The organism is Blautia sp. LMAG:36 (genome assembly GCF_008680535.1).
GTDB classification, from domain to species: Bacteria; Bacillota; Clostridia; order Lachnospirales; family Lachnospiraceae; genus Blautia_A; species Blautia_A fusiformis.
On record NZ_NALB01000003.1, the window covers coordinates 360,058 to 380,593 of the forward strand.

At 45.0% G+C, this 20,536-nt stretch carries 32 protein-coding genes; all 32 read left to right on the forward strand.

Going from position 1 to position 20,536, the window contains the following annotated elements:
* Positions 1 to 171 precede the first annotated feature (171 nt).
* The 32 genes from CCC17_RS01830 (at position 172) to CCC17_RS01985 (ending at position 20,492) form a co-directional block, all read left to right on the forward strand.
* Positions 172 to 903: a tRNA threonylcarbamoyladenosine dehydratase gene (locus CCC17_RS01830; RefSeq protein ID WP_044961026.1), complete on the forward strand. Its 732-nt coding sequence runs from the start codon at positions 172 to 174 to the stop codon at positions 901 to 903.
* A gap of 117 nt (positions 904 to 1,020) precedes the next feature.
* On the forward strand, positions 1,021 to 1,938 hold the full coding sequence (gene murB, locus CCC17_RS01835) for a UDP-N-acetylmuramate dehydrogenase (protein WP_021650759.1): 918 nt from the start codon (positions 1,021 to 1,023) through the stop codon (positions 1,936 to 1,938).
* Positions 1,939 to 2,125: 187 nt separating this feature from the next.
* Positions 2,126 to 3,004: an RNase adapter RapZ gene (gene rapZ / locus CCC17_RS01840; RefSeq protein ID WP_015526911.1), complete on the forward strand. Its 879-nt coding sequence runs from the start codon at positions 2,126 to 2,128 to the stop codon at positions 3,002 to 3,004.
* A gap of 48 nt (positions 3,005 to 3,052) precedes the next feature.
* Positions 3,053 to 4,009 carry a DNA-binding protein WhiA gene (whiA, locus tag CCC17_RS01845; protein WP_287082405.1) on the forward strand — a complete coding sequence of 319 codons (957 nt, stop codon included), beginning with the start codon at positions 3,053 to 3,055 and terminating at the stop codon, positions 4,007 to 4,009.
* Positions 4,006 to 4,260, forward strand: a complete 255-nt coding sequence (locus tag CCC17_RS01850; protein WP_015526913.1) for an HPr family phosphocarrier protein — start codon at positions 4,006 to 4,008, stop codon at positions 4,258 to 4,260. Before whiA ends, CCC17_RS01850 begins: the two co-directional genes overlap by 4 nt.
* Positions 4,261 to 4,405: 145 nt before the next feature.
* Positions 4,406 to 5,485 (forward strand): hypothetical protein, encoded by a 1,080-nt coding sequence (locus CCC17_RS01855; RefSeq protein WP_022427085.1) that lies wholly within the window; start codon positions 4,406 to 4,408, stop codon positions 5,483 to 5,485.
* Positions 5,486 to 5,835: 350 nt separating this feature from the next.
* Positions 5,836 to 6,153 (forward strand): 30S ribosomal protein S10, encoded by a 318-nt coding sequence (gene rpsJ, locus CCC17_RS01860; protein WP_015526916.1) that lies wholly within the window; start codon positions 5,836 to 5,838, stop codon positions 6,151 to 6,153.
* Positions 6,154 to 6,218: 65 nt separating this feature from the next.
* A complete protein-coding gene (gene rplC, locus CCC17_RS01865) occupies positions 6,219 to 6,851 on the forward strand; it encodes a 50S ribosomal protein L3 (RefSeq protein ID WP_015526917.1) in 633 nt (210 codons plus the stop codon).
* A gap of 21 nt (positions 6,852 to 6,872) precedes the next feature.
* Positions 6,873 to 7,493 (forward strand): 50S ribosomal protein L4, encoded by a 621-nt coding sequence (gene rplD / locus CCC17_RS01870; RefSeq protein ID WP_015526918.1) that lies wholly within the window; start codon positions 6,873 to 6,875, stop codon positions 7,491 to 7,493.
* Positions 7,493 to 7,792, forward strand: a complete 300-nt coding sequence (rplW, locus tag CCC17_RS01875; protein WP_015526919.1) for a 50S ribosomal protein L23 — start codon at positions 7,493 to 7,495, stop codon at positions 7,790 to 7,792. Before rplD ends, rplW begins: the two co-directional genes overlap by 1 nt.
* A 62-nt stretch (positions 7,793 to 7,854) precedes the next feature.
* Entirely contained in the window at positions 7,855 to 8,700 is an 846-nt protein-coding gene (rplB, locus tag CCC17_RS01880) for a 50S ribosomal protein L2 (RefSeq protein ID WP_015526920.1), read from the forward strand.
* A 15-nt stretch (positions 8,701 to 8,715) separates the two neighbouring features.
* The gene (rpsS, locus tag CCC17_RS01885; protein ID WP_015526921.1) at positions 8,716 to 8,997 is read left to right on the forward strand and encodes a 30S ribosomal protein S19; all 282 of its coding nucleotides are present in this window, start codon (positions 8,716 to 8,718) and stop codon (positions 8,995 to 8,997) included.
* 86 nt (positions 8,998 to 9,083) lie between these two features.
* Positions 9,084 to 9,473 (forward strand): 50S ribosomal protein L22, encoded by a 390-nt coding sequence (gene rplV / locus CCC17_RS01890; protein WP_015526922.1) that lies wholly within the window; start codon positions 9,084 to 9,086, stop codon positions 9,471 to 9,473.
* Positions 9,474 to 9,484: 11 nt separating this feature from the next.
* On the forward strand, positions 9,485 to 10,141 hold the full coding sequence (rpsC, locus tag CCC17_RS01895; RefSeq protein WP_015526923.1) for a 30S ribosomal protein S3: 657 nt from the start codon (positions 9,485 to 9,487) through the stop codon (positions 10,139 to 10,141).
* Positions 10,141 to 10,578, forward strand: a complete 438-nt coding sequence (rplP, locus tag CCC17_RS01900) for a 50S ribosomal protein L16 (RefSeq protein WP_015526924.1) — start codon at positions 10,141 to 10,143, stop codon at positions 10,576 to 10,578. Before rpsC ends, rplP begins: the two co-directional genes overlap by 1 nt.
* Positions 10,568 to 10,777, forward strand: coding sequence for a 50S ribosomal protein L29 (gene rpmC / locus CCC17_RS01905; RefSeq protein ID WP_021650762.1), 210 nt, complete (start codon positions 10,568 to 10,570; stop codon positions 10,775 to 10,777). Before rplP ends, rpmC begins: the two co-directional genes overlap by 11 nt.
* Positions 10,778 to 10,794: 17 nt before the next feature.
* The gene (gene rpsQ, locus CCC17_RS01910; RefSeq protein ID WP_021650763.1) at positions 10,795 to 11,049 is read left to right on the forward strand and encodes a 30S ribosomal protein S17; all 255 of its coding nucleotides are present in this window, start codon (positions 10,795 to 10,797) and stop codon (positions 11,047 to 11,049) included.
* Positions 11,050 to 11,062: 13 nt separating this feature from the next.
* Positions 11,063 to 11,431, forward strand: a complete 369-nt coding sequence (gene rplN, locus CCC17_RS01915; protein ID WP_019162495.1) for a 50S ribosomal protein L14 — start codon at positions 11,063 to 11,065, stop codon at positions 11,429 to 11,431.
* An 11-nt stretch (positions 11,432 to 11,442) separates the two neighbouring features.
* Positions 11,443 to 11,754 (forward strand): 50S ribosomal protein L24, encoded by a 312-nt coding sequence (rplX, locus tag CCC17_RS01920; protein ID WP_021650764.1) that lies wholly within the window; start codon positions 11,443 to 11,445, stop codon positions 11,752 to 11,754.
* A gap of 22 nt (positions 11,755 to 11,776) precedes the next feature.
* Entirely contained in the window at positions 11,777 to 12,316 is a 540-nt protein-coding gene (rplE, locus tag CCC17_RS01925; RefSeq protein ID WP_021650765.1) for a 50S ribosomal protein L5, read from the forward strand.
* A gap of 13 nt (positions 12,317 to 12,329) precedes the next feature.
* Positions 12,330 to 12,515, forward strand: coding sequence for a type Z 30S ribosomal protein S14 (locus CCC17_RS01930; protein WP_015526927.1), 186 nt, complete (start codon positions 12,330 to 12,332; stop codon positions 12,513 to 12,515).
* 81 nt (positions 12,516 to 12,596) lie between these two features.
* Positions 12,597 to 12,998 (forward strand): 30S ribosomal protein S8, encoded by a 402-nt coding sequence (rpsH, locus tag CCC17_RS01935; protein ID WP_015526928.1) that lies wholly within the window; start codon positions 12,597 to 12,599, stop codon positions 12,996 to 12,998.
* Between the two features lie 96 nt (positions 12,999 to 13,094).
* Positions 13,095 to 13,634, forward strand: coding sequence for a 50S ribosomal protein L6 (rplF, locus tag CCC17_RS01940; protein ID WP_015526929.1), 540 nt, complete (start codon positions 13,095 to 13,097; stop codon positions 13,632 to 13,634).
* Positions 13,635 to 13,651: 17 nt separating this feature from the next.
* Positions 13,652 to 14,020, forward strand: coding sequence for a 50S ribosomal protein L18 (gene rplR, locus CCC17_RS01945; RefSeq protein WP_015526930.1), 369 nt, complete (start codon positions 13,652 to 13,654; stop codon positions 14,018 to 14,020).
* Positions 14,021 to 14,037: 17 nt separating this feature from the next.
* Positions 14,038 to 14,547, forward strand: coding sequence for a 30S ribosomal protein S5 (rpsE, locus tag CCC17_RS01950; protein WP_015526931.1), 510 nt, complete (start codon positions 14,038 to 14,040; stop codon positions 14,545 to 14,547).
* A 13-nt stretch (positions 14,548 to 14,560) separates the two neighbouring features.
* Positions 14,561 to 14,740 (forward strand): 50S ribosomal protein L30, encoded by a 180-nt coding sequence (rpmD, locus tag CCC17_RS01955; protein WP_015526932.1) that lies wholly within the window; start codon positions 14,561 to 14,563, stop codon positions 14,738 to 14,740.
* 12 nt (positions 14,741 to 14,752) lie between these two features.
* Positions 14,753 to 15,193 (forward strand): 50S ribosomal protein L15, encoded by a 441-nt coding sequence (gene rplO, locus CCC17_RS01960; RefSeq protein ID WP_015526933.1) that lies wholly within the window; start codon positions 14,753 to 14,755, stop codon positions 15,191 to 15,193.
* Positions 15,193 to 16,506, forward strand: a complete 1,314-nt coding sequence (gene secY / locus CCC17_RS01965; RefSeq protein ID WP_015526934.1) for a preprotein translocase subunit SecY — start codon at positions 15,193 to 15,195, stop codon at positions 16,504 to 16,506. Before rplO ends, secY begins: the two co-directional genes overlap by 1 nt.
* Before the next feature lie 98 nt (positions 16,507 to 16,604).
* Positions 16,605 to 17,249, forward strand: coding sequence for an adenylate kinase (locus CCC17_RS01970; protein WP_015526935.1), 645 nt, complete (start codon positions 16,605 to 16,607; stop codon positions 17,247 to 17,249).
* 2 nt (positions 17,250 to 17,251) lie between these two features.
* Positions 17,252 to 18,010, forward strand: coding sequence for a type I methionyl aminopeptidase (gene map, locus CCC17_RS01975; RefSeq protein WP_015526936.1), 759 nt, complete (start codon positions 17,252 to 17,254; stop codon positions 18,008 to 18,010).
* Between the two features lie 34 nt (positions 18,011 to 18,044).
* The gene (infA, locus tag CCC17_RS01980) at positions 18,045 to 18,263 is read left to right on the forward strand and encodes a translation initiation factor IF-1 (protein ID WP_005428560.1); all 219 of its coding nucleotides are present in this window, start codon (positions 18,045 to 18,047) and stop codon (positions 18,261 to 18,263) included.
* Positions 18,264 to 18,446: 183 nt separating this feature from the next.
* Positions 18,447 to 20,492, forward strand: coding sequence for a hypothetical protein (locus CCC17_RS01985; protein ID WP_287082406.1), 2,046 nt, complete (start codon positions 18,447 to 18,449; stop codon positions 20,490 to 20,492).
* Positions 20,493 to 20,536 lie beyond the last annotated feature (44 nt).

A 20,536-nucleotide genomic window follows, 5' to 3' on the forward strand; every position in this document is an offset into this window, starting at 1 on the left:
ATTGTATGGGAATAGTATGAGAAAATATAAATTTTTTATGCGAAAATCTTAAAAAACAAGAATATCTGTACATTTACGGACAGAGATAGTATAATAAAAAGGAATATAGACAGCGGCGGACAGGCGCTGTCTTTCTCAATCAAAAGAAAAAACAGTGTCAGGAGGACGGATATGCAGGATGCTTTTTCACGTATGGAATTGCTCGTTGGAAATACAGGTGTAAAAAAACTCAGCAGGGCGAAAATTGCAGTATTCGGTCTTGGCGGAGCCGGATCACAGGTGGCAGAGTCACTTGCGCGCTGCGGTGTGGGGAGTCTGACACTGATCGATCATGAAAAGATCACATTGACGAATATCGGAAGCCAGGTGCTGGCACTTCATTCTACTCTGGGAATGAGCAAGGTAGAGGCGGCCAAGAAGAGAATCCGGGATATTGATGAGAATATTTTGGTGCATACCTACGAAACCTTTTATAATGAGGAGACTGCGGGAATGTTTGAATTACGTTCCTTTGATTATATTGTGGATACAATGGGAACACTGTCGTCAAAACTGCTTCTGATCAGCAGAGCAAGGGAGGGACGTGTGCCTGTGATCTCCTGCCTGGACATCGGGGACAAGATAGACCCGTCTAGACTTGAGGTTGCGGATATCAGCAGGACCACAGTATGCCCGGCGGCCAGGATCATAAAAAAAGAACTGCGTAAACAGGGAATACGTAAACTCAAAGTACTGTATTCCAGAGAACAACCGGCAAAAGAAAAGCTTTTCAGACGGAGAAGAACTATGGTGAAGAAGCCTGCCGAAGGAAATATTTCCTTTGTAACAGGGACTGCGGGATATCTGCTGGCGGGAGAAGTTGTGCGGGATATACTGTCAGCCGGAAACGTTTCACACAGCTGACAGCAAATGAGAAATTGAGCGCAGATCACGGACAGATCCAGTTCATGAGCATGAGTCAAGGCGGAACAGTAATGTCTGCTTTACAGAAATAAAACAGAAAGACTGAGGAAATAAAAAGTGAATTCAGAAATCATAAAAAAGTTCTGCGATCTTCTTGGAGAAGAACGTGTTTTTACAGGCGAAGCAATGAGCCGTCATACAACTTTTAAGATCGGAGGTCCGGCGGATTATTTTCTGATGCCGGATAAAGACACAGATGTGGGGCGTATCGTAAAAATCTGTAAAGAAAGTGCGATCCCTTATTTTATCCTCGGAAACGGAAGTAATCTTCTGGTAGGAGACGGCGGTTACCGTGGCGCGGTTATCCAGATCTACAAAAATATGTCTGCCGTTACCGTAGAAGGAACAGAGATTACCGTACAGGCAGGTGCGCTGCTTTCATCGGTGGCAGCAGCAGCAAAAAATGCAGCTCTTACAGGCTTTGAGTTTGCAGGCGGGATCCCGGGAACTATGGGCGGTGCGGTTGTGATGAATGCAGGTGCCTATGGCGGCGAAATGAAGGATGTTCTCACAGAGGTAACTGTGATGGATGAGGAGGGAGAGATCGTTACCCTTCCGGCAGATAAACTGGAACTGGGATATCGTACCAGCATCATCAAAACCGCAGGTTATATCGTGCTGGAAGCAAAGCTGCAGCTGAAGGAGGGAAATCCGGAAGTGATCCGTGAGACCATGAAAGATCTGACGATCCGTCGTACCACCAAACAGCCGTTGGAGTATCCCAGTGCTGGAAGTACCTTTAAGAGACCGGAGGGATATTTTGCAGGTAAGCTGATCATGGACAGCGGTCTTGCTGGATATCAGGTAGGTGGTGCACAGGTTTCTGAGAAACACTGTGGCTTTGTGATCAATGCAGGCGGTGCAACTGCCAGGGATGTCCGCACGCTGATGGATAATGTCAGGGATATCGTTTATAAGAAATATGGAGTTACGCTGGAACCGGAGGTGAAGTTCCTGGGTGATTTTGAAGCCTGATGACCATTTCTGGTACATCGTTTTCAAAATAATTATACCACTTACTTGTCTGTGGATCCGATCGCACAGACCTAAAAGGCTCAGCGTAGTCCGGCTTTCAGGTACCCAGGATACGAAACAGAGGGAACAGGAATGCGTATGTACGCTTTGCAGATAACGGAAGAAGAAATGGAAAGGAAGAGAGACTATGCGTTTTGTGATCGTTACAGGAGTGTCAGGAGCAGGAAAAACAGCTGCACTTAAAATGTTGGAGGATATGGGATATTTCTGCGTGGATAATCTTCCAATCCAGCTTCTGGAAAAATTTGCTTCCCTTCTTCCTGAGATGCAGAGCGAAAATGTTAGAAATGTGGCTCTGGGGATCGATGCCAGAAGCGGAAGTGCCCTTGATGAACTGGAAGTAGTTCTGGACCGTATGAAGCAGACCGGGTATGATTACGAGATCCTGTTTATGGATGCAGAGGATTCTGTCCTTGTAAAACGCTATAAAGAATCCAGAAGAAGCCACCCGCTGGCAAGAGCAGGGAGAGTGGATGAGGGAATCCGCCTGGAACGTGAGAAAACAAAATTTCTCCGGAAACGTGCGGATTATATCATTGATACCAGCCATCTGCTTACTAGGGAGCTTCGCCAGGAAATCGAAAAGATCTTTGTGGATGACAGAGAGTTCAGCAATATCATGATCTCTGTGCTTTCCTTCGGCTTTAAGTATGGAATCCCGGCAGATGCAGATCTTGTGTTTGATGTGCGATTTCTTCCCAATCCCTATTATGTGGATGAACTGCGTCCTCTGACAGGCCTTGACGATGAAGTGTTCAATTATGTGATGGCCAGTGATACGGCGAAAGCCTTCGCGGACAAACTGGAGGATATGATCCGTTTTCTGATCCCTAACTACATTAAAGAAGGGAAAACAAGCCTTGTGATCGGTATCGGATGTACAGGGGGAAAACATCGTTCTGTTACTATTGCCAGAGAACTTTTTTCCAGGCTTTCCAAATCGGATGAATACGGTATCCGCCTGGAGCACAGGGATGCGGAGAAGGACAGACTTCTGAAAAAATAACTGCCGCGATGAAAAGGGTGGCAGGGAAACAGTAAAAGAGGGTTCGGGATGTCATTTTCAGGAAAAGTCAAAGAAGAACTTTCAGGACAGCTTAGTCTGGCCAGGCACTGTCAGGTGGCAGAACTGGCGGCACTGCTCTGCGGCTGCGGCCGTGTGGAAAAAATGTCGGATGGAAACAGAAAACTATGGATCCAGACAGAAAATGAAGCAGTTGCAAGAAAAAGCTTTACATTATTGCGAAAAACCTTTAATATAGAGACAGCGATTGTTATCCGGGAAGGGGCTCATCTCAAACGGGGTAAGGTATATCTTGTTGAGGTTACAGATCCTGCCAGAACAGAGGAAGTACTGCAGGGGACAAAGCTTTCTGTGGATAACGAAACCGGTTTACTTGAAATGGATAATTCGCTTGTGGTTCAGATGAACTGTTGCAAGCGGGCATTTATTCGCGGTACTTTTTTGTCGTCCGGTTCGATCAGTGATCCAGAGAAAGGGTATCATTTTGAGATCGTGTGTCCGGACAGCAGGAAAGCAGAACAATTACAGGGGATTATCCGCAGTTTTCACGTAGAAGCTAAAATTGTGGTGCGCAAGAAATCATATGTGGTCTATGTGAAGGAAGGCGCGCAGATCGTTGACATGCTGGCAGTCATGGAGGCGAACGTAGCCCTTATGGATCTGGAGAACATCCGGATACTTAAGGAAATGCGTAACACGGTAAACCGTAAGGTGAACTGTGAGGCTGCGAATATCAATAAAACGGTAAATGCGGCAGTGAGACAGGGGGAAGATATACAGCTGATCAGCAGAACTATCGGCTTTGAGAGCTTAAGTGATGGACTGGCACAGATAGCCAGGCTGAGACTGCAGTATCCGGATGCCACACTGAAAGAATTAGGTATGATGTTGAATCCGCAGGTGGGCAAATCAGGTGTGAATCACCGGCTTCGCAAGCTGAGTGAGATCGCAGATGAGCTGCGGGAGAACAAGGAGGAGCTATTATGATTAAAAAACCAATCACTATCAACTTATCCACTGGACTGGAGGCAAGACCTGTAGCACAGCTTGTTCAGGTGGCAAGCCAGTTTAACAGTGAAATTTATGTTGAGATTGGCAAAAAAAGAGTCAATGCAAAGAGCATTATGGGAATGATGACTCTGGGACTTGACGCTGGAGAAGAGATTACACTGTCTGCCAACGGTGATGATGAGAATGCAGCGATGGAGAGCATTGAACAGTATTTAAGCAACCAGTAATCAGTTGGAACAGAGCAGTCCGCGGAAAATGGTAGATTCCTGCGGATGTGGAATATAAAGGGATACAGACGGAAAGGAAGACCGATTCCCGCTGTATCCCTTTCCGCTTCAAAGTACCTACAAATATGAAAGAGGAAGATTACCTATGTCAAAAGTATTGAAATTTATCGTACATTTTGTTGTGATATGCACACTGATCTGTGTACTGGGACTTGTTCTTCCGCCGTTCTTCGGGGTGAGAACAGTGATCGTGGATAAATCCGATAAGGCAACGAACCTCCCAGTCGGATCTGTTACATATGCGATCCCGGAGAAGAGTTCTGCGATCAGCGCAGGTACTCCGATCCTTGTACAGAAAGATTCCGAGACATATAAATATACGATCACCAATCTCGATGCCTCCAAGGGAACCGGAACAGTAACAGATCAGTCCGTTTCCGGAGGAAAGACTTTTACCATTAAGGTTGGAGATTATGTTCCGAAAGTTGTAGTTACCATTGGCTATGTGGGATATCTTATGGTGGCTACAGAAAGTATTGAAGGCTTGATCATTCTTGGTCTGGTCGTATTGTTCCTGATCATCCTGTATGTGATCGCAGAGCTCTGGAAGAAAGAGCCGGATGATATTGAGGAAGATGTGAACGATCCGGAACCGGGTTATGTGAAGTCTAGGAAAGAACTGAAGCAGGAAGAAAAAGCACGTGCCAGAAGAATGAAGGAAGAAGAAAAAGAGATCATTCAGGAAGAAAAGGCACGAAAACACAAAAATAAAAAAGCAGATAAGCGTAAGGTCCGTACGGGCGGTTTCGTAGATGAAATTGACGAAGAGGATGTTACAGGCTATTCGGAGAATAAAAAGAAGGCTGCCATACAGCAGACTGCACAGACTGCCGCAAGTGAAGCTCATGCGGAACTTAAGAAAGAGATTGCAGCAGCCACTTCAGAAGAAGCAGATATGCTTTCCAGACTGGAAATGGCAGAACGTACGGTTGAAGAAAACAGAAAGCCGCATCCGGCCGGAAAGGTCGAAGAGGTTCCGGAAGAGGAAGAGGAGCCGGTTACCATTGGAAGCCTTGCGATGCCGTCTTATTCCGCAGCGCAGCTTGCAAGCCGCGTAAAGAAAGCCGGTGATGCACCGGATATCGTTAAGGATGACATCACGAAGGTTACACTGTTTGATTACTCGGATATCATCAGTGGTGATGTGGACGATATGGAAGAATAAAATAAGTACCTATTATATAAGAAGAAAATGGTTCAGAAATGAGCCATTTTCTTCTTTTTTAAAAAAAATCAAAAAAATTAAAAAAAAAGGCTTGCATTCTGAAGAATCATCGTATATACTAATCCTTGCTGTGACATTGATAGCTATGAAGCGCGAGGTTGCTGCCACACTGGCAGGTTTTCCGTGGAGCGAATGTCAAGTTAGGAAACTGACGACAAGTCACTGTACAAAGTTCAATAACCATCTTGGGATGGGACGTGTGTGCAAATATACCATGACACACACGGAGATGTGTACAGTCGCCGCTTGTCGTACTGCTATATAAGTACGAATAGGAGGAGACTTTTTTTATGGCAAATCAGGTAATGAGAATCACATTAAAGGCATATGATCATCAGCTCGTTGATGCATCTGCAGCAAAGATCATCGAGACAGTAAAGAAGAACGGAGCAATGGTAAGTGGACCGGTTCCGCTTCCTACTAAGAAAGAGGTTGTTACAATCTTAAGAGCTGTTCATAAATACAAAGATTCCAGAGAGCAGTTTGAGCAGAGAACACATAAGAGACTTATCGATATCCTGACACCAACTCAGAAAACAGTAGATGCACTTTCCAGACTGGAAATGCCGGCTGGTGTTCACATCGATATCAAGATGAAAAACCGCTAATAATGTCATTTGACATTAACTATATGATTACCGAATGGTAATCCGCTATAAGGAGGAAGAAAGAAATGAAGAAAGCTATTTTAGCTACTAAAGTCGGAATGACTCAGATCTTCAATGAAGATGGAATGTTAATTCCGGTAACTGTTTTACAGGCAGGTCCTTGCGTTGTAACTCAGGTTAAAACTGAGGAGAACGATGGATACACATCAGTTCAGGTTGGCTTCGGCGAGATCAGAGAGAAACTGGTCAACAAACCGGAGAAAGGCCACTTTGACAAAGCTGGTGTAGCTGTAAAGAGATTTGTAAAAGAGTTCAGATTTGACAATGCCGGCGAGTATGAGGTTGGACAGGAGATCAAGGCTGATATCTTTGCAGCAGGAGATCATATCGATGCTACTGCAGTTTCCAAAGGTAAAGGCTTCCAGGGCGCCATCAAGAGACATGGCCAGTCCAGAGGACCTATGGCTCACGGTTCTAAATATCATCGTCATGCAGGTTCCAACGGCGCTTGCTCCGATCCGAGCAAGGTTTTCAAAGGAAAACATATGCCAGGTCACATGGGACATGTTCAGGTAACTGTTCAGAATCTTGAGATCGTACGTGTAGATACAGAAAATAACTTACTGTTAGTTAAGGGTGCTGTTCCAGGACCTAAGAAATCTTTGGTTACAATCAAAGAGACAGTAAAGTCCTTATAATAGGAAAGGAGGAGCATCAGAATGGCTAATGTAACTGTTTATAATATGGAAGGCAATGAAGTTGGCACAATGGAGCTGAATGACGCAGTATTCGGCGTTGAGATCAACGAGCATCTCGTTCATCTTGCAGTTGTTCGTCAGCTTGCAAATAACCGTCAGGGAACTCAGAAAGCGAAAACTCGTTCTGAGGTAAGAGGCGGCGGAAGAAAACCGTGGAGACAGAAAGGAACAGGTCATGCAAGACAGGGTTCCATCCGTGCACCACAGTGGACAGGCGGCGGTGTTGTATTCGCTCCGGTTCCGAGAGATTATGAAGTGAAAATGAACAAGAAGGAAAGAAGAGCAGCTCTTAAATCCGCTCTGACATCCAAGGTTCAGGATAATAAACTTGTTGTTGTTGACAGCCTTGCACTTGCTGAGGTTAAGACAAAAGAGATGCAGAAGGTTCTTACAAACCTGAAAGCAGAGAAAGCTCTTGTAATCACAGCTGACAACGATCAGAACGTAGTTCTTTCCGCAAGAAACATCGCTGACGTGGAAACTGCAACACCGGCTACAATCAACACATACGATGTTATGAAACACAACACCGTAGTTGTTACAAAGGATGCCGTTGCATCTATCGAGGAGGTATACGCATAATGGCAAGTATTCAGTACTATGACGTAATCATCCGTCCGGTTATCACAGAGAAATCCATGGCAGACATGGGTGAGAAGAAATATACATTCCTTGTACATCCGGAAGCTAACAAGACTCAGATCAAAGAGGCTGTTGAGAAGATGTTCGAGGGAACAAAAGTTAAGAGCGTAAACACCATCAACAGTGATGGAAAGAAAAAACGCCGTGGAATGGTAGTTGGAAAAACTGCTAAGACTAAAAAAGCTATCGTAGCTCTTACAGAAGAGAGCAAAGATATCGAGATTTTTGAGGGACTTTAATTAACAGATAAGTCCGAATATGTGCACGAAAGCACGAGAACAAATTCGAAAGGAGAAACATCATGGGAATCAAAAGCTATAACCCATATACACCGTCAAGAAGACATATGACTGGTTCCGACTTCTCTGAGATTACAGCTGCAAAACCAGAGAAATCCCTCGTTACTTCCCTTAAGAAGAACGCTGGACGTAACAATCAGGGTAAGATCACTGTAAGACATCAGGGTGGCGGAAGCAGAAGAAAATACAGAATCATCGACTTCAAGAGAAGAAAAGATGGAATCCCTGCAACAGTTAAAACAATCGAGTACGATCCGAACAGAACAGCTAACATCGCTCTGATCTGCTACGCAGATGGCGAGAAAGCTTACATCCTCGCTCCAGAGGGACTTAAAGTAGGCCAGAAGGTTTACAATGGTCCGGAAGCTGAGGTTCGTGTTGGAAACTGCCTCCCACTGGAGCTTATCCCGGTTGGTACTATGGTTCACAACATTGAGCTTCATCCTGGAAAAGGCGGACAGATGGTTCGTTCTGCAGGAAACGGCGCACAGCTCATGGCTAAAGAAGGAAAGTACGCAACACTTCGTCTTCCTTCCGGTGAGATGAGAATGGTTCCGATCGTATGCCGCGCAACTGTTGGTGTAATCGGAAACGGAGATCACAACCTTATTAACATCGGTAAAGCCGGACGTAAACGTAACATGGGTATCAGACCTACAGTTCGTGGTTCCGTAATGAACCCGAATGACCATCCACATGGTGGTGGTGAAGGTAAGACCGGTATCGGACGCCCAGGTCCTTGCACACCGTGGGGCAAACCTGCTCTCGGCCTGAAGACCAGAAAGAAAAACAAACAGTCCAACAAGTACATCGTAAGAAGACGCGATGGAAAAGCATTATCGAAATAATAAGGAGGAGAAAGCATGTCTCGTTCACTGAAAAAAGGACCTTTTGCAGACCAGAGCTTACTTAAAAAAGTAGACGCTCTTAACGCTGCAAATGATAAATCCGTAATCAAAACTTGGTCTCGCCGTTCCACAATCTTCCCGTCTTTCGTAGGACACACAATCGCTGTTCATGACGGAAGAAAACATGTGCCGGTATATATCACAGAGGATATGGTAGGACACAAACTTGGTGAGTTCGTTGCAACAAGAACTTACAGAGGACACGGAAAAGACGAGAAGAAGTCCGGAGTACGCTAGTCATCAGATTTATAACTGCCCGCTGTCAATTTAAGACAGCTGGCAGATAACTTAGATATCGAATTTAAGAAAGGAGGCACTTTAAGATGGCAAAAGGACATAGAAGCCAGATAAAGAGAGCCAGAAATGAGAATAATAGAGAGACAAGGCCGTCTGCAAAGTTATCTTATGCAAGAATTTCTGTTCAGAAAGCCTGCTACGTATTAGATGCGATCCGTGGCAAAGATGTACAGACAGCACTTGGTATCCTGACATACAATCCGAGATACGCTTCCAGCGTGATCAAAAAACTGCTTGAGTCAGCGGTAGCAAACGCTGAGAACAACAACGGAATGAACGCAGACAACCTTTATGTTGCAGCATGCTATGCAGATAAGGGACCTACAATGAAGAGAATTCAGCCGAGAGCACAGGGTAGAGCTTACAGAATCGAGAAGAGAACTAGCCATATCACAGTTGTGCTTGATGAAAGGTAAGGAGGAAAAGCATGGGACAGAAAGTTAATCCGCATGGCCTTAGAGTCGGAGTTATCAAGGATTGGGATTCCAGATGGTATGCAGAAGACAAGTTTGCTGACTACCTGGTAGAAGACTACAACATCAGAACATTCCTTAAAAAGAAATTATACAGCGCAGGTGTTTCCAAAATCGAGATCGAGAGAGCATCTGACAGAGTTAAGATCATCATCTACACAGCAAAACCTGGTATCGTAATCGGTAAGGGCGGCGCAGAGATCGAGAAAGTTAAAGCTGAGCTTCAGAAATACACAGACAAGAAGCTTATCGTTGACATCAAAGAAGTTAAGAGACCGGACAAAGATGCACAGCTGGTTGCTGAGAACATTGCTCTTCAGCTTGAGAATCGTATTTCCTTCAGACGTGCTATGAAGTCCACAATGCAGAGAACAATGAAGGCTGGCGCTAAGGGAATCAAGACTTCCGTATCCGGACGTCTCGGCGGAGCTGATATGGCTCGTACAGAGTTCTACAGCGAGGGAACAATCCCGCTTCAGACACTTCGTGCAGATATCGACTATGGCTTTGCGGAAGCAGACACCACATACGGTAAAGTTGGTGTTAAGGCATGGATCTACAATGGTGAGATTCTTCCGACAAAAGGAACTAAGGAAGGGAGCGATAAATAATGTTAATGCCAAAAAGAGTAAAACGTCGTAAACAATTCCGTGGCTCCATGAGAGGAAAAGCCCTTAGAGGCAATGTTATCAACTATGGTGATTTCGGTCTTGTTGCTACTGAGCCATGTTGGATCAGATCTAATCAGATCGAGGCAGCCCGTGTTGCTATGACCCGTTACATCAAACGTGGCGGTAAAGTTTGGATTAAGATTTTCCCGGATAAACCGGTAACAGCTAAACCAGCTGAGACTCGAATGGGTTCCGGAAAAGGCGCTCTGGAGTACTGGGTAGCAGTAGTAAAACCAGGTCGTGTTATGTTTGAGATTGCAGGCGTGTCCGAAGAGGTTGCCCGTGAAGCATTACGTCTTGCAATGCACAAGTTACCATGTAAATGTAAAATCGTTTCTCGTGCAGACTTAGAAGGCGGTGATAACAGTGAAAATTAATAAGTTCGTGGAAGATTTAAAAGCAAAGTCAGTTGCAGAACTGAATGAAGAATTAGTAGCTGCTAAAAAAGAGCTTTTCAATCTGAGATTTCAGAATGCAACAAACCAGTTAGACAATACAGGACGAATCAAAGAGGTTCGTAAAAATATTGCCAGAATCCAGACAGTAATCACTGAGCAGGCAAACGCTTCCAAATAGGACAGGAGGACATAATCGTGGAAAGAAATCTGAGAAAAACCCGCGTGGGTAAGGTTATCAGCGACAAAATGGATAAGACCATCGTAGTTGCAATTGAAGACCATGTAAAACATCCTCTTTACAAAAAAATCGTGAAGAGAACATATAAATTAAAAGCTCATGACGAGAACAATGAGTGCAACATCGGAGATACCGTTAAGGTAATGGAGACCAGACCGCTGTCCAAGGACAAGAGATGGAGACTGGTTGAGATCGTAGAGAAAGCTAAATAAGGAGGAAACCAGTATGATTCAGCAGGAAACTAGACTGAAAGTTGCCGACAACACTGGTGCAAAAGAAATCCTTTGTATTCGTGTTATGGGCGGCTCTACAAGAAGATATGCAAACATCGGTGACACAATCGTTGCTACGGTTAAAGATGCAACACCAGGCGGCGTTGTTAAAAAAGGTGACGTTGTTAAAGCTGTAGTTGTTAGAACTAAAAAAGGCGCTCGTCGTAAAGACGGATCTTACATCCGTTTCGATGAAAATGCTGCCGTAATTATCAAGGATGACTTAACTCCGAGAGGAACACGTATCTTTGGACCAGTTGCCAGAGAGCTTCGTGAGAAGAAATTCATGAAGATCGTTTCCTTAGCTCCGGAAGTATTATAGGAGGGTGCCGAATGTCAGCTATGAAAATTAAAAAAGGTGATACTGTAAAGGTAATCGCTGGAAAAGATAAAGGTAAGGACGGAAAGGTCCTTGCAGTTAACGTAAAAGACAACACAGTAGTTGTTGAGAACGTAAACATGGTTACAAAGCACGCTAAACCGTCCGCAGCTAATCAGAACGGTGGAATCGTGACAAAAGAAGCTCCGCTTCACATCTCCAACGTAATGCTCGTTGTAGACGGAAAAGCTACAAGAGTTGGATTCAAGATGGATGGAGACAAAAAAGTTCGTGTTGCTAAAGCAACAGGAAAGACAATCGATTAATTAAGAGAGGAGGCATATAAAGGTGAGTAGATTAAAAGATCTTTACAAGAACGAGATCATGGATGCCATGACCAAGAAATTCGGATACAAAAACGTAATGGAAGTGCCAAAACTCGAGAAAATCGTTGTTAACATGGGTGTTGGCGAGGCAAAAGAGAACGCTAAACTTCTTGACGCTGCAATCGCAGATATGGAACTTGTTACAGGACAGAAAGCAATCGCTACAAAAGCTAAAAAATCTGTCGCTAACTTCAAAATCAGAGAGGGTATGCCGATCGGATGTAAAGTTACTCTGAGAGGCGAGAAGATGTATGAGTTCGCTGATCGTCTTATCAACCTTGCTCTTCCACGTGTACGTGACTTCCGTGGTGTTAACCCGAACGCATTCGACGGCAGAGGAAACTATGCTCTTGGTATCAAAGAGCAGCTGATCTTCCCAGAGGTTGAGTACGATAAGGTTGATAAAGTAAGAGGAATGGACGTTATCTTCGTTACAACTGCTAAAACAGATGAAGAGGCACGCGAATTACTGACATTATTCAACATGCCATTTGCTAAATAGGAGGAAAAGATTCATGGCTAAGACAGCAATGAAAATTAAACAGCAGCGTAAAGCTAAATTCTCCACAAGAGAGTATACTCGCTGCAGAATCTGTGGCCGTCCACATGCATACCTGAGAAAATACGGAATTTGCAGAATCTGCTTCCGTGAGCTGGCATACAAAGGTCAGATCCCGGGTGTTAAGAAAGCTTCCTGGTAGGCCGAGGCGAAAGCAACTTTTTAATCATTTAAATAATATTCACACGACATGTAAAGTCTGAAGAAAGAGGAGGAAACTTACATGACAATGAGCGATCCGATCGCAGATATGCTTACAAGAATCCGTAACGCAAATACTGCAAAACATGACACTGTAGACGTACCGGCATCCAAGATGAAAATTGCTATCGCAAACATCCTTGTAGATGAGGGATACATCGCAAAATATGATCTGGTTGAGGATGGAGTTGTTAAAACTCTTCACATCACACTGAAATATGGTGAGGACAAAAACCAGAAGATCATCACAGGACTTAAGAGAATCTCCAAACCAGGTCTTCGTGTATACGCAGGCAAGGATGAGCTTCCGAAGGTTCTTGGTGGACTTGGTATCGCAATCCTTTCCACAAACAAAGGCGTTATCACTGACAAAGAGGCTCGTAAGCTTCAGGTTGGTGGCGAGGTACTTGCATTCGTTTGGTAGGTCAAAGCCGCTTAACGAAGCAGTCATATAGCTTTTAAACTGAAAACAGAGAGGGCATGGGCCCTCTCCGACAATCTAAGTAAGGAGGACAAATTTATGTCACGAATCGGAAGACTTCCGGTTGCAATTCCAGCTGGCGTTGAGGTTACAGTCGCAGATGGAAACGTTGTAACAGTAAAAGGACCTAAGGGAACACTTGAGAGAGCACTCCCGACAGAGTTAGAGATCAAAGTTGAAGACGGTCATGTAGTTGTAACAAGACCGAACGACTTAAAGAGAATCAAAGCCCTTCACGGCTTAACAAGAAGCCTTATCCACAACATGGTTGTTGGTGTAAGCGAAGGATACAAAAAAGAGCTTGAGGTTAACGGTGTTGGTTACAGAGCTGCTAAGCAGGGCAAGAAACTTGTACTTAACCTCGGATATTCTCACCCGGTAGAGATGGAAGATCCAGAAGGTCTTGAGTCCACAGTTGACGGAAACAAGATCATCGTATCTGGTATCAGCAAAGAAAAAGTTGGCCAGTACGCAGCTGAGATCAGAGACAAGAGAAGACCTGAGCCATACAAGGGCAAGGGAATCAAGTACGTTGACGAAGTTATCAGACGTAAAGTCGGTAAGACCGGTAAGAAATAATTAAGGAGAGTGAGAATATGATTAACAAAGCATCCAGAAGCGAAATTCGCGAAAAGAAGCATAGAAGATTACGTCATCATTTAAACGGAACTGCAACTACTCCTCGTCTGGCAGTATTTCGTTCCAACAAGCACATCTATGCACAGATTATTGATGACACAGTTGGTAAAACTTTAGTATCCGCTTCTACTCTCCAGAAGGACGTAAAAGCAGAGCTTGAGAACACTGATGATGTACAGGCTGCAGCAAAAGTTGGAACAGTGATCGGTAAAAAAGCTGTTGAGGCAGGTATCGAGAGCGTTGTTTTCGACAGAGGTGGATATATCTACCACGGAAAAGTTAAAGCACTGGCAGATGCAGCAAGAGAAGCTGGACTGAAATTCTAAGAGGAGGAAAAGAACACATGAAACGTAATCTTATTGATGCTAGTCAGTTAGAGTTAGAAGATAAAGTAGTATCAATCAAGCGTGTTACCAAGGTTGTTAAAGGTGGTCGTAACTTCCGTTTCACAGCTTTAGTTGTTGTAGGTGACGGCAATGGACACGTTGGTGCAGGTTTAGGAAAAGCAGCAGAAATTCCGGAGGCGATCCGCAAAGGTAAAGAGGACGCTATGAAGAAGCTTGTTACTGTTGCAAGAGACGAGAACAATTCCATTACACATGACTTCATCGGAAAATTCGGAAGCGCTGAGATGCTTCTGAAGAGAGCTCCGGAAGGTACTGGAGTTATCGCCGGTGGCCCGGCACGTGCCGTAATCGAGCTTGCAGGTATCAAAAACATCCGTACAAAATGTATGGGTTCCAGAAATAAACAGAACGTAGTTCTGGCAACAATCGCAGGCCTGAGCCAGTTAAAGACTCCGGAAGAGGTTGCAAAGCTCCGCGGAAAATCTGTAGATGAGATTCTGGGTTAAGGAGGATATGGAAATGGCAGATACAATCAAGGTTACACTGGTAAAATCTCCGATCGGTGCAGTACCGAAACACAAAAAAACTGTAAAAGCTATGGGTCTTACAAAGATGCATAAAACAGTTGAGATGCCAGACAACGCTGCAACTAGAGGAATGATTCAGCAGGTGCAGCACCTGGTAAAAGTAGAAGATTAAGGAGGTGCCAGAATGGAATTATCAAACTTAAGACCCGCAGAGGGTTCCAAGCATAGCGATAACTTCAGAAGAGGCCGTGGACATGGTTCAGGAAACGGCAAAACTGCTGGTAAAGGACATAAAGGACAGCTTGCTCGTTCCGGACACAAGAAACCGGGATTCGAGGGAGGTCAGATGCCTTTATACAGACGTCTTCCTAAGAGAGGTTTCACTAACAGAAACTCTAAAGAAATTATCGCAATCAATGTAGACGTTCTCAATCGTTTTGAGGATGGCGCAGAGGTTACAGTTGACAGCTTACTTGCAAGCGGTGCGATCTCCAAGATCGGTGATGGTGTTAAGATCCTTGGAAACGGCGAGCTTACAAAAAAACTTAATGTTAAAGTAAACGCTGTCAGCGAGACTGCAAAAACAAAAATTGAAGCTGCTGGTGGTACAGTAGAGGTGATCTAATGTTTGAGACTCTTAAGAGTGTTTTCAAAGTAAAGGAAATGAGAAGAAAGCTTCTCTATCTGATCTGGATGATATTCGTGATCAGAATCGGATCCCAGCTTCCTGTACCGGGAGTCGACAGTGACTTCTTTAAGCAGTGGTTTGAATCTAATACCGGTGACGCATTCAATTTCTTTGATGCGTTCACCGGCGGTTCCTTTACTCAGATGTCAATTTTCGCATTGAACATCACACCTTACATTACTTCTTCCATTATCATTCAGCTTCTTACCATTGCCATTCCGGCACTGGAAGAGATGCAGCGTGACGGAGAAGAAGGAAGAAAAAAGCTTACAGCAATCACACGTTATGTAACGGTTGGTCTTGCTCTGTTTGAGTCTGTTGCCATGGCAATCGGATTTGGACGTCAGGGTATGATCCCGAACATGAGCTTCCTTAAAGGAATCGTAGTTGTTGCAAGTTTAACAGCGGGTTCCGCAATGCTTATGTGGCTGGGCGAGCGTATTACAGAGAAGGGCATTGGAAATGGTATTTCCATCGTCCTGACTATCAATATCGTGTCCAGGATCCCGAGTGATATGTCCCTTCTTTATGAGAACTTCGTCAAGGGCAAAACAATTGCAAAAGGAATGCTTGCAGCCTGCATCATTGCTGTGATTATTCTGTTTGTTGTAGTGCTCGTACTTATCCTCAACGGAGCAGAGAGAAGAATTCCGGTTCAGTATTCCAGAAAGATGGTTGGACGTAAAATGATGGGCGGTCAGTCCACAAACATCCCGCTCAAGGTAAATACTGCCGGCGTTATCCCGGTTATTTTTGCTTCCTCTATCATGTCTTTCCCGTCGATCATTGCTCAGTTCGCTGGCAAAGGAAACGGAACGGGCATCGGAAGTGAGATCTTAAGAGGACTTTCCTCCAATAACTGGTGTAATCCAAGTCAGATCCAGTACAGCTGGGGTCTGATCGTGTATGTGGTACTTTGCGTATTCTTCGCATACTTCTATACATCAATTACCTTTAATCCGTTGGAAGTAGCCGATAATATCAAAAAGCAGGGCGGTTTTATCCCAGGCATCCGTCCGGGAAAACCGACTTCAGATTATTTGACTAAAATCCTGAATTATATTATATTTATAGGTGCAGTAGGTCTTGTTATCGTGGCCGTTATACCGTTCTTCTTCAACGGTGTGTTCGGTGCGGATGTTTCCTTCGGCGGTACATCTATCATCATCATCGTAGGTGTTATCCTGGAGACCGTTAAGCAGGTGGAATCTCAGCTGCTTGTACGTAATTACAAAGGCTTCCTGAACTAATTGAAAATGAAGGTTGCGGTGCGAAAGTGTCGCAGCCTTGATTTGTAAACAGGACTGTCTGAAGATCAGGCAGAAAACAGGAAAATGGAGGGTATGCTATGAGAATTATTATGTTGGGTGCACCGGGGGCAGGTAAAGGTACTCAGGCTAAGAAAATTGCGGCGAAATATGGGATTCCGCACATCTCCACAGGAGATATTTTCCGTGCTAACATCAAAAACGGTACCGAGCTTGGAAACAAAGCAAAAACTTACATGGATCAGGGACTTCTTGTTCCGGATGAACTGACCTGCGACCTTGTTGTTGACAGAATCCAGCAGGATGACGCAAGGGAAGGGTATGTTCTGGATGGTTTCCCGAGAACAATTCCGCAGGCAGAATGTCTGACAGAGGCTCTGAACAAACTTGGAAGCAAAATTGACTATGCGATCGATGTGGATGTGCCGGATGATAACATCGTGAAACGTATGGGCGGACGCCGTGCATGTGTGAAATGCGGTGCAACTTATCACGTTGTATTTGCAGCACCGAAGACAGAGGGGGTCTGCGATACCTGTGGTGACAAGCTTGTACTCCGTGATGATGACAAGCCGGAAACAGTCCAGAAGCGTCTGAATGTTTATCATGAGCAGACACAGCCATTGATTGACTATTACACCACACAGGGTGTTTTGAAGACGGTAGACGGAACCAGGGATCTGAATGAGGTATTCCAGGAGATCGTTGACATCTTAGGAGAATAAGAATGTCCGTAACAATTAAGACACAGCATGAAATCGAACTTATGAGAGAAGCAGGCCATCTTCTTGAGAAGGTGCATGACGGTTTGATCCCTTACATCAAACCGGGTGTCAGCACCAAAGAGATTGATAAGATCGGAGAAGAAATGATCCGGTCTATGGGCTGTATTCCGAACTTTCTGAACTACGGAGGTTTTCCGGCTTCTTTCTGCATCAGCCTGAATGATGAGGTTGTGCATGGAATTCCATCCGAGGAGAAGATCATCCAGGACGGGGATCTGGTTAAGATCGACGCCGGCCTGATTTATAAGGGCTACCATTCTGACGCAGCACGTACCTATGCGGTAGGTGAAGTATCCAAAGAAGCACAGCAGCTCATAAAGGTTACAAGAGAGTGCTTTTTTGAAGGACTGAAAATGGCAAAAGCCGGAAATCATTTAAATGATATTTCCAAAGCCATCGGAGCCCACGCAGCGAAATACCGTTATGGTATTGTACGTGACCTTGTAGGACATGGAATCGGAACTCATCTTCATGAGGATCCGCAGATTCCAAACTTCCCGCAGAAGCGCAGGGGCATCAAGCTCCTTCCGGGAATGACCCTGGCCGTCGAGCCCATGATCAACCTTGGTCGTGCGGACGTGGCATGGCTGGACGATGAGTGGACAGTGGTAACCATGGATGGTTCACTTTCCGCCCATTATGAAAACACGATCCTCATCACCGATGGGGAACCAGAGATTCTGACGCTTACGAATCTGTAAGCAGCAATTGTTGTCATGACATAGGAGGTAAAAAATGTCAAAAGCAGATGTGATCGAAGTAGAAGGCACTGTTCTGGAGAAACTGCCTAATGCGATGTTTAAAGTGGAACTGGAAAACAAACATGTGGTACTTGCACATATCAGTGGCAAGCTCCGTATGAATTTTATCCGTATTCTCCCGGGAGATAAAGTAACGATCGAACTTTCTCCGTATGATCTTTCCAAAGGAAGAATCATCTGGAGAGATAAATAAGAAATATTGTAAAAGACGACCTGGTGGCGTTAAGCTGCCGGGTCTTTTTTTGCCTTTTCTGCAGAAAAGGCAAAAAAAGAATTTGAAGTGGAGTTTATCACTCACATTTTTTTCACGCTTTAAACATAAAGTGAACAGATTTTGCTGATATAGTATGAGCATACAAAAAAGAGAGGTGTTCATATGAAGAAAAAATATCTTGCAGCAATAGTGGGAGTTATGATGGCAGCTACATCTGTTACTGCATGCGGGGCAGCGACAACGGATACAAAAGAGACAGTAGCTGAGAGTTCAGATGATAAAGATACGGAAGATACAGCTGCAGACAGCACAGACGAAGAGAGTAGTGACAGCAGTGCAGATGCTGATAAAGAAAGCTCTGATAAAGAGGATTCTGGTAAAGAAGATCCCGAGAAAGAAGATGTGACTTACGGTGAGGTGAAATCCGTGGAGAATGGAAAGATCACCATCGCTGTTGGAACGATGAAAGAAATGGGCGGAAACGGTGAAGTATCTGGAGAAAATCAGGGAGAAGCACCTTCCATGCTGGATCTGACCGGAGATGAGATGACAGTCACAGTGACTGATGATACGGTGATCACGAAAGAAAGCACCGGAGGTCCGGGAGGAGCACCAGGAGGAAAGCAGGGAGAAGTACCTGAGAAACCAGATGGAGATAACGGAAGTGGAGAAGCTCCGGAAAATCCAGACGGAGATAGTGGAAACGGTCAGGCCCAGGGCGGTGCGCCGGACGGCAATAATTCTCAGAGTGAAAACATTGAAATTTCCGACATCCAGGAAGATGACATCGTAGCCATCACAACCGATGATGACGGAAACGCCCTTACCATTAAAGTACAGAGCGAAGAAATGGGCGGCGGTCAGAGAGGCCCTGGTGGAGCACCAGGAGGCCAGGCTCAGGGAGTAGACAGCTACGACGTAGCCAATACCTACGATTCTGATACAAAAGTATCCGATACATCCCTGGAATCCACAGGAACAGATGAAAATGCAGCACTTGTATCATCAGGAGCAAATGTAACCTTTGATAATGTGGACATCACAAGAAATTCTTCCGACAGCACAGGCGGCGATAACTCCAGCTTTTACGGCGTAGGAGCGGCACTCCTTGCAACAGAGGGCAACGCCTATGTAAAAGGCGGAACCGTAACCACTGACGCAGCCGGCGGAGCAGGACTTTTTGCCTACGGCGACGGAACAGTCTACGCGGCAGATACTACCATCAAGACAACACAGGATACTTCCGGTGGGATCCACGCAGCCGGCGGCGGTAAATTATACGCCTGGGATCTGAACGTGGAGACAGACGGAGAGTCCGCAGCTGCCATCCGAAGTGACCGTGGCGGCGGAACCATGGTAGTAGACGGCGGAACCTATACATCCAACGGCGAAGGTTCGCCGGCTGTATATTGCACTGCCGATATTGCGGTAAAGGATGCCACACTTACAGCAAACGGATCAGAAGCAGTATGCATCGAAGGACTGAACTCATTGCATCTGTTTGACTGCGATCTCACCGGAAATATGAGCGATTTAAGCCAGAATGACAGCACCTGGACCGTAATCCTCTACCAGAGCATGTCCGGTGATTCCGAAGTAGGAAACAGCACCTTCCAGATGGATGGAGGAACCCTTACATCACAGAATGGCGGCGTGTTCTACACAACCAACACAGAGAGCGACATCACCCTGAATGCTGTAGATATCACATACAACAATGACAATGAGTATTTTCTACGCTGTACAGGAAATAACAACGAAAGAGGCTGGGGAGAAAGCGGAGCCAACGGAGCAGACTGCGACTTTACCGCGATCAGCCAGGATATGGAAGGTGATGTGATCTGGGACACCATCAGCCAGCTTGATTTCTATATGACAGATGGAAGTAACCTTACCGGAGCCATTGTAGACGATGAAAGATTTGCCGGTAACGGCGGAGATGGCTACTGCAATGTATATGTCAGTGACGACTCTACCTGGACAGTAACCGGCGACAGCACCGTATCCACACTTTCCAATGATGGAACCGTCGTGGATGACTCCGGAAAAACTGTTACGATCAAAGGAACAGACGGAACTGTATATGCAGAGGGCGATAGTGATTATACCATTACTGTAGATAAATATGAAGATACTGCAGACACTTCAGGTATCGATACAATTGCTTCCTGGTCTGATTACGAAGTGGAGAAACCGGATACACTCTAAAATGGAACATCATTTTATATTCGCTTTTTTAGTGAATTAGATAT